This window comes from Kitasatospora sp. NPDC089913 (assembly GCF_044748625.1).
In the GTDB taxonomy this organism is placed as follows: Bacteria; Actinomycetota; Actinomycetes; order Streptomycetales; family Streptomycetaceae; genus Kitasatospora.
The window spans coordinates 46,428-54,230 of the sequence record NZ_JBIVGI010000036.1 but is presented as its reverse complement, the minus strand read 5'-3'; the positions used below and the strand labels follow the sequence as shown (position 1 = coordinate 54,230).

Here is a 7,803-nt window from a genome sequence, read left to right as displayed (position 1 = left end):
TCTGTGGCCCGCCCCTACTCCCCCCACCACCCCCCCCCCGGGGGGGGGGGGGGGGGTGCGCGCCCCCCCCCCCCCCCCACCACCCGCCAACAACCCGGCAACTCCTCCACGCAGCAGAAACGTTCATCCACGGCGAGCGACTGCGGGCCTAGCGGCTCGACACAGGAAGTCGAGGCGGCCGACTTCCTGCGCAGGAACGAGACGTCCGAGGGGTCGGCCTTCCACTCCGGTTGCCGCTCGCCCGGATCGGGCGAGCGGCAACCGAACCGGTTGCTGGAGTGGGAAGTCGGAGAGGCCGACTTTCCGTTCCGCCTGCCGGTCGGCTCCTGGCCGCCCTTCCGGGCGGGAGGCATGGCCGGGGTGTGGGTTCTGCGGCGGGGCCAACGGGTCCGAAGGGTCTTGCTTCCGGTGCCCCCTTGCGGTTCGCAAGGGGGCACCGGCCTGCTGTGGTGGCGACCGGCCCCGAAGTGGGAAGTCGGCCTCACCGACTTCCCACTCCGGACTCCTGCCGCTCGCTCGGCCCGAGCAAGCAGCCCCCTTGACTCGGGTCGGCGCGGGAAGTCGGCCTGCCCGACTTCCCGGTCCAGGGGGCAACACGCTCGAGCACCGCCGCCAACGACCCAGCAACTCCCCCGCGCAGCAGAAACGTTCATCCACGGCGAGCGACTGCGGGCCTAGCGGCTCGACACAGGAAGTCGAGGCGGCCGACTTGCTGCGCAGGAACGAGACGTCCGAGGGGTCGGCCTTCCACCCCGGTTGCGGGACTGGAAAGTCGAAGAGGCCGGCTCCCCACTCCGCCTGCCGGTCGACTCCTGGCCACCTTCCCGGGCGGGAGGAACGGCCGGGGTGGATTCTGCGGCGGGGGTCCACGGGGCCGACTTCCTGAGGACGGTTATGCGTTCGGTACCCCCTTGCGGTTCGCAAGGGAGTACCGGCCTGCTGCGGTGGCGACCGGCCCCGTAGTGGGAAGTCGGTGGGGTCGACTTCCCACTCCACGATCCGACCGCCCCGGACCGCCACCCGGGTGCCGCTCGCTCGGCCCGAGCGAGCGGCACCCCCTCAGCAACTGGGGTGGCAAGTCGGCAGTCCCGACTTCCCACCCCGGGGTTCTTCGTTCGGTGGCCCCTTGTCGCTCACAAGGGGCCACCGGGCAAGCACGGGCGAGAGGTTGGTGGAGTTGGTTCGCCCTCCGCCCAGTGCCTGCTGCCCCTCACTCGGATCTGGCGAGGGGCAGCCACTCCCGACCTACCACCTGCGGTGCGATCTAGGAGCAGGAAGTCGATGCGACCGACTTCCTGCTCCTGGGTACTGCCCCGGTGCCTCCCTCGCCGCCAGTAAGGGAGCCACCCACGATCGGGCCGCGCGCCACCGGGTACCGGGACGTCGGAACGGTCGACTTCCCACGCGCAGTTGGTTCTTCCGAGATACACAGCCGGGATCGGAGTGGGAAGTCGGCGGGTCCGACTTCCCACTCCACGCTCTGGCGGCGGGGCGTCCCACTCGATGCTTGCTGCCCCGTGCTCGAATCGAGCGAGGGGCAGCAGTCCACAGCCGACCGCTTCTCGGACCAGGTCGAGCGTGGGTCGGCGCAGGAAGTCGACGGGATGGACTTCCTGCGCCTTCCCGATGAGCCCCTTACTGGTCGCAAGGGGCCACCGCTGGGGTGCGGTTTTGGGGCCAGTGGGGCTGCGGGCTGTCGGGGTCGGCTTGGTGGGGGGTCCAGGTGTGTTCGGTGGTGCCGTCGGGGTGGGTGTGGGGTTCCCAGTGGCCGTGGCGGGTGATCGGGGGTGGGGGCGGGCCGATCTTCAGGGCGGTGACGACGCCGGTGATCACGGTGGCGATGGCGAGGGCGAGGAGGACGGTGAAGGCGGCGCCGACGAGGAAGGTGCTCATTCCCGGGTCACCTCGCGCAGCAGGGTGAGGAGGTTGAGGAGGGTGGAGACGGGGGCGTCGCCGAAGTCGACGAGCAGGCGGCCGTCGATGGTGGGGTCCGAGACGGCGGCGGAGCCCCAGCGCAGACCGAGGGGTCTGCCGCGTTCGTGGAGTTCACGGAGGAGGGCGGTGACCTCGGGTTCGGTGTAGGTGCGCAGGATGCGGTCGTGGGGGTCGATGGGGGTGTTCACGCGGCGAAGTCCAGTTCGAACCAGACGACCTTGCCGGTCTTGGTGGAGTCGGCGCCCACCCGGTGGGTGAGGGCGCGCACGAGGTGGAGGCCTCGCCCGGAGACGGCGTAGGGATCGGCGGAGATCCGGGGCGAGGGCAGGTCGGGGCAGTCGTCGCACACCGAGACCCGGAGCATGGCGGGCCGGAGGCAGACCAGGACGGGCGGCGCCTGGCAGCCCCCGTGCTGCCAGGCGTTGATGTACAGCTCCTGGAAGGCGAGTTCGGCATCGTCGATGACGCCCGGCGGCCAGCCGGCGGAGGTGAGGGCGGCCCGGAGTTCGGCACGGGCGAGAGAGCAGTCGGGCGGGATGAGGGCACGCATGAGAGACCTCCAGGGGAGGGGCAGGGAGGGAGAACGAGGGATGCCACGAACGAGGCCAGCCCGGACCCGGCTGATGCGCGGCGAGAAGCGGGCAGCCTGCGCCTACTGCCCGAAGAAAAGGCACTGATGACGATCAGTCATGTGACCGACGCAACACTGACGGTAGGCCATTAGGTTCCACGTGTGCAACACGATCCGGGAAGATGGCCGGGCGGGGGCGAGAGCTCTCACTCTCGCGAGTGGCATCCCGGGCCTTCACAGCGAGAGACTTCCCAGACACGGAAGGACACCCCTTGGCACTCAGGACCCAGATCAGTGAGAGGCAGCGCCGCTTCGGCGCTGAGCTGAGACGCCTGCGCGAGGCCGCCGGACTGGCGGTCAAAGACGCCGGTGCGCTCGTCGGCATGGGCGGCCCGCAACTCAGCCACATCGAGGCCGGACGCACCGGGCTGGATCCGGACCGACTCACCACCCTGCTGAACGCCTACGGTCACATGGATGAGACCTATGTGACGGCTCTCCAGGAGATGGGGCTCAGCAACGGCAAGGGTTGGTGGAGCGCCTTCAAGGGGTCGGTCAACGCCTCGGCCCTCGATCTGGCCGAGTCCGAATCGACCGCCGCTTCCCTCTCCAGTTACGAGACCCTGCTGATCCCCGGACTGCTCCAGGTACCTCGTTACAGCGAGGTCATCCTCAGCAGCGACGAGAAGAAGATGGAGTTCCGTCGTAGCCGCCAGCAGGTCATAGACGGGGACGGGGCCATTCCCTTCCATGCGGTGATCCATGAGGCCGCTCTGCACACCCGGTTCGGCGGCCCGGACGCCATGAGAGATCAGCTGGACCATCTGGTCGAGATCAGCGAACTCGACCACGTGACAATCCAGATCCTTCCCTTCCGTTGCACCGACTACGTCTCCACGGGCACACCGTTCATGATCGTGCATGGCGCGCACCGTGATCTGGACACAGCACTGATGGAACACCCCGGCGGTACCTCGTATTTGAGCGACCAGGCGGAGGTTGCCGCCTACCGTGCGAAGTTTGATGCGCTCAAGGCACTTGCGCTCCCGGCGCTGGACGCATCGCTCCCTCTACGATCTCGTGTCGAACACGACTCATGGGGATTGGTCCAGCACCTCCGTTACACCCTCTGAAGAAGGCGAATATGGCACAGCTCGATTGGCAGAAGTCCAGCTTCAGCGGAGACGACTCCAACTGCGTCGAGATCCGTACCGGGGACGGCCTGGTCGAACTCCGGGAGTCCGACGACGGCGACACCGTCCTCCACACAACCCCGGCCGCCTTCGCCAGCCTCCTCCGAACCATCAAGGCCGACCGACTCGACCACCACGCATAACTTCCAGGTGCCCTCGCTCGGATAGAGCGAGGGCACCAAACCCGCCCCAAAACCGCGGCACGGGAGGCAAGCAATGCGAGATCACCACTGGCAGAAGTCCAGCTTCAGTGGCGCATCCAATGAGTGTGTCGAGGTCCGCATCGGGAGCGGCCTGGTCGAACTCCGGGAGTCCGACGACGGCGACACCATCCTCCGCACCACCCCGGCCGCCTTCGCCAACCTCCTCCGCACCATCAAGGCCGACCGACTCGACCACCCCTTCTAGCCACCACGGCGCTTCCATCGCGCAGGAAGTCGGCCGATCCGACTTCCTGCGCACAGCGCTGTGGCCCCCAGGACCCCGACAGTGTGCAGCCCGAACGATTCCTGGTACTGATGGGGCGTGCGCTTCGACACTGTCCCGATACCCCCGTCCATTGATGCCCGGCCCCGCGACGTGCGCGGCTACCCCGTTCCGGCGATCACGCCGTGGGAGGGCGAGCAGCCCCAGTTCGCGTTGACGGACTACGGCCGCAGCGCCGACTGCGCGCGGGGGCGGCTCTGTTCGGTCTGCAACAAGCTGATGCCCAAGGGGCCGGTGTGGCGGGTGGTCGGTGAGACGGAAAGCGCCGCGATCGCCGAGGCGCTGGCGGCCGGCCGCCCCTACCGCAATCTCTCCCCGACCCTCGAGGGCCCCGGCCACCGCGCGTGCATGCTCTACGCCTCGATGGTCTGCCCCTACCTGGCCCGGCCCAACGCGCGGCGCCGGCAGTCGGCCGAGCAGCCCGACGAGATGACCGAGCACGTCGTCCGGGGCGCGGTCCGGGGCACGACCGGCGCCGTGGTGGGGTTCGCCGACTACGAGTACGGGATCACCGAGACCCGGGTGCTGTTCCGCTTCGTCGACGTGGTGGAGTTCTTGCCCCACGACAACGCGGACGAGCATCTCCCCGACCTCCAAAAGGAATTGGACCGCCTGGCCGGTAGCTGACCCGGCCGGGCGGTCCAACGGTCCTCGAGCTCGTCGGTGTCAGCCGCGGTAGGCCGGCAGGCCGACCCGGCTGGTGACCACGGTGGGCTTGGCGGCACCGCTCGCCGGGAGGGTGACGATGCCCTTCGGCGTGCGGGCGGCGATGGTCCGACCGTCCGGGGAGAAGGTCGGCTGGGTGTAGTCGGTGGTGGCCTTGGGGGTCAGGTCCTTGGCCGTCTTGTCGTGCACGCCCTGCACGAACAGGTGGTCGTGGCCCTGCACCGAGCGGACGAAGACGACGTCCTCACCGTCGGGCGAGAGCGCGGGCTGGGAGCCCTTGGTCAGCACGTCGCTCTGCGAACGCAGGTAGTCGTCGTGGATGTAGACGGTGCCGGTGCCGGGGTTGGCGTAGACGGCGGTGCCCTTCTTGCTGCTCGCGTTCGGCCAGATGTTGCCCGTCTCCGGCAGCTCGGGACCGTCGAAGCCACCCGAGACGGCCAGGTCGGTCGGCTGGCCCTGGACGGCGTTGGCCGGGATGGTCTCCAGGCGGGAGACGCCGTTCTTCCGGGCGACGAAGACGATGTTGTTCCGGGAGAGCAGGCCGCCCTCGGCGTAGCCCGGGATCGTCTGCCAGGTCGGGTGGTTCCAGTTCTGGCCACCGGGGTTCTTGGCCACGGTGACCCGGTTGCTGCCGTCCGCGTCGGAGATGACGAGGTTGCTCGCACCGTCGATGAAGACGGCCTTGTTGCCGTCCGGGGACCAGGCGAGGTCCCGCACCACGGTGCGGAAGTCGACCGTCTTGCCGTCGATCTGCACGTACCGGGTGCCGTTGCTGACGGTCAGCACGTTGTGCTTCAGCCCCTTCGGACCCGCGGCAGCGGCCGAGGCGGCCTGGGCGGCCGGGCTGACGGCGGCCACGAGGCCGACCGTGATGGCGCCGATGGCGGCGAGCTTGGCGATGCGGGACGAGGACTTGCGGAACGAAAGGGCCTTGCTCATGATCGTGTATCCCCCGAGAACGCTGTGACGGTCCGATGCTGTGCCAGAGCCGCTTCCATCGCCCCCGGGACTGTCGTCCACTCGTTCGGCCGCTCGCTGCTCTGTGCGATGAGAGAAGCCTGTCAGCCGAGCTTCCTTGATCTGTACGGCAACCGTCACAGGCGTGAAACAGCGTCACACGATCTACACAAACGGGACATCGAGCTCCGGCGCCGACCGGGGATCCACCACCCGGCACACCACCTCGGCTCCGTCGGCTCCCCCGCCGAGCACTGTGGCCCTCGCTCGGACCGAGCGAGGGCCACAGTGCACTTCGGACCGGATGTCAGACGCTGAGCGACTTCCGGTGGCGGGCCAGGGCGGTGGCGCCGCCGCCCAGGAGCAGCAGGCCGGCGGCGGTGGCCAGCAGCGGGACGACCGGGGTGTCCGAGCCGGTGGAGGCCAGCACGCCGGAGCCGCCGAGCGAGGAGGAGCTGCCGCCGGTGGTCAGCGAGGCGCCGCCGACCGTGCCCGCGCCGGAGACGCTGCCCGTTCCGGTGCCGGTGCCGGTGCCACCGACGGAGCCGCCGGCACTGCCCGCACCGCCCGTACCGCCGCCCGCCGTGCCGGTCGGCAGCTGGGCGTTCTTGTCGAAGGCCAGCGAGACGGTGACCGGGTCGAGCGCCTCGCCCGCCTTGTAGTTGGCGAAGGCCGGCACGCCCTCGGCGGTCAGCTTGGCCGGGACGGCGTTCAGCGTCACGACACCGTTGACCGGGGCGAGGCTCGCCTTGGAGAGGTCCAGCTCGGCTATCCGGGCGCCGGACAGCGTGGTGGTCTTCCCGTCCAGCGACTTGGCGTTGACGTCGGCGGTCAGGAAGGCGCCGTCCTTGTCGATGCTCAGGCCCAGCTTGGAGAAGGTGGTGTCCAGCTGGTAGCCGCCGCCCTCGCCCGGGTGGCCGAGGAAGCGCACCGAGCCCGCGAAGCCCGCGGAGAGCGCGTGGGTCTTGGTGTTGTACGCGCCCTTGGCACCGCTGAACCGGTAGTCGGCCGCGCCGCCCGCGAACTCGACCTTGCCGTTGGCCACCGGGCTCTGCAGGTACTTGCGGAAGCTCTCCTTGACCTGCCAGTCCAGGGTGCCGTTGACGACGGCGAGCTCACCGTTGCTCGGCGCGGTGGACGGGCTGCCGGTCGCGGTGGGCGAGTTGGTCGCGCTCGGCGAACCGGTGGCGGTGGGCGAGGAGGTGGCGGTCGGGCTGCCGGTCGCGGTGGGCGAGGCGGTCGCCGTCGGCGAGGCCGTGGCGGTGGGCGACGCCGTGGCGGTCGGGGAGGCGGTGGCCGTCGGGCTGCCGGTGGCGGTCGGCGTGGCGGTGGCCGTGGGGGTCTGCGTCGGCGTCGGCGTGGCGGTCGGGGACGGCGTGGCCGGGCTCTGCTTGAGCAGCAGCGACAGCGGGTCCATGTCCGACCCGGCGGCGTAGAAGCCGGCGAAGGCCTTGGCGCCCTCCTCGGTCAGCTTCGCCGCCGTCGGCGTGCCGTTGGTGGTGTCCCGGCCGACCGTGAAGGTCACCAGCGGGACGTCGTCGCGGCGGGTCGGCTCGGGGGCGCCCACCGTCTCCTTGGACGCGGTGTCGGCGGTGAGGGTGCCGACCGTGCCGGCGGTGGTGATCTTCAGGTCGCTCAGGCCCACGTCCAGCGCGCCGTGGTGGGCGGTGAACCGCACCCCGCCGGTGAAGGCGGAGGTCAGCACGTGGGTGCCCATGTCGTAGCTGGCGCTCGCCAGCCCGAAGTGGAAGCTGCCGTCGGCGTTGGTGGTCGCGCCGCCGCTCAGCTCCACCGCACCCTGGCCGACCGGCCCGGTGACGTAGCTCCGGAAGCTGGCCTTGACCCCCCAGTCCAGCGAGCCGGTGTCGTAGGTGACACTGCTCGGCGCGCCGGCACCGAAGGCCAGGACCGGAGCGCCGAAGGCGGTCAGGCCGAGGCCGGCGGTGACGGCGGCCAGGGCGGCCATCCGGGTGCGGTTGCGGGACATGGGGGTCT

9 protein-coding genes are annotated in these 7,803 nt (G+C 70.1%); 4 read left to right on the top strand and 5 right to left on the bottom strand.

Translation table 11 applies throughout. From position 1 onward, the window contains the following. Positions 1-1,635 precede the first annotated feature (1,635 nt). From ACIPYS_RS35665 to ACIPYS_RS35655, 3 genes are read right to left on the bottom strand one after another with little or no spacing between them, the layout of a single operon-like run. Positions 1,636-1,893 carry a hypothetical protein gene (locus tag ACIPYS_RS35665; RefSeq protein WP_400754136.1) on the bottom strand — a complete coding sequence of 86 codons (258 nt, stop codon included), beginning with the start codon at positions 1,891-1,893 and terminating at the stop codon, positions 1,636-1,638. After that, the gene (locus ACIPYS_RS35660) at positions 1,890-2,123 is read right to left on the bottom strand and encodes a hypothetical protein (RefSeq protein WP_400745333.1); all 234 of its coding nucleotides are present in this window, start codon (positions 2,121-2,123) and stop codon (positions 1,890-1,892) included. Before ACIPYS_RS35660 ends, ACIPYS_RS35665 begins: the two co-directional genes overlap by 4 nt. Further along, positions 2,120-2,485, bottom strand: coding sequence for an ATP-binding protein (locus tag ACIPYS_RS35655; protein WP_400754133.1), 366 nt, complete (start codon positions 2,483-2,485; stop codon positions 2,120-2,122). Before ACIPYS_RS35655 ends, ACIPYS_RS35660 begins: the two co-directional genes overlap by 4 nt. A 293-nt stretch (positions 2,486-2,778) precedes the next feature. Here ACIPYS_RS35655 and ACIPYS_RS35650 point away from each other — a divergent pair, with 293 nt between their 5' ends. The 4 genes from ACIPYS_RS35650 (at position 2,779) to ACIPYS_RS35635 (ending at position 4,812) form a co-directional block, all read left to right on the top strand. Continuing rightward, positions 2,779-3,639: a helix-turn-helix domain-containing protein gene (locus tag ACIPYS_RS35650; protein WP_400754130.1), complete on the top strand. Its 861-nt coding sequence runs from the start codon at positions 2,779-2,781 to the stop codon at positions 3,637-3,639. A gap of 11 nt (positions 3,640-3,650) precedes the next feature. Beyond that, positions 3,651-3,842, top strand: a complete 192-nt coding sequence (locus tag ACIPYS_RS35645; protein WP_400754127.1) for a DUF397 domain-containing protein — start codon at positions 3,651-3,653, stop codon at positions 3,840-3,842. A gap of 73 nt (positions 3,843-3,915) precedes the next feature. Then, positions 3,916-4,107 (top strand): DUF397 domain-containing protein, encoded by a 192-nt coding sequence (locus ACIPYS_RS35640; protein WP_400754124.1) that lies wholly within the window; start codon positions 3,916-3,918, stop codon positions 4,105-4,107. A 117-nt stretch (positions 4,108-4,224) separates the two neighbouring features. Then, positions 4,225-4,812, top strand: a complete 588-nt coding sequence (locus ACIPYS_RS35635) for a hypothetical protein (RefSeq protein ID WP_400754121.1) — start codon at positions 4,225-4,227, stop codon at positions 4,810-4,812. Between the two features lie 39 nt (positions 4,813-4,851). On the opposite strand, the gene ACIPYS_RS35630 is transcribed toward ACIPYS_RS35635, so the two are convergent. Together ACIPYS_RS35630 and ACIPYS_RS35625 are read right to left on the bottom strand one after the other, a co-directional pair. Continuing rightward, positions 4,852-5,790 (bottom strand): hypothetical protein, encoded by a 939-nt coding sequence (locus ACIPYS_RS35630; protein ID WP_400754118.1) that lies wholly within the window; start codon positions 5,788-5,790, stop codon positions 4,852-4,854. Positions 5,791-6,115: 325 nt separating this feature from the next. After that, the gene (locus tag ACIPYS_RS35625) at positions 6,116-7,795 is read right to left on the bottom strand and encodes an HtaA domain-containing protein (protein WP_400754115.1); all 1,680 of its coding nucleotides are present in this window, start codon (positions 7,793-7,795) and stop codon (positions 6,116-6,118) included. Between the last annotated feature and the right edge of the window lie 8 nt (positions 7,796-7,803).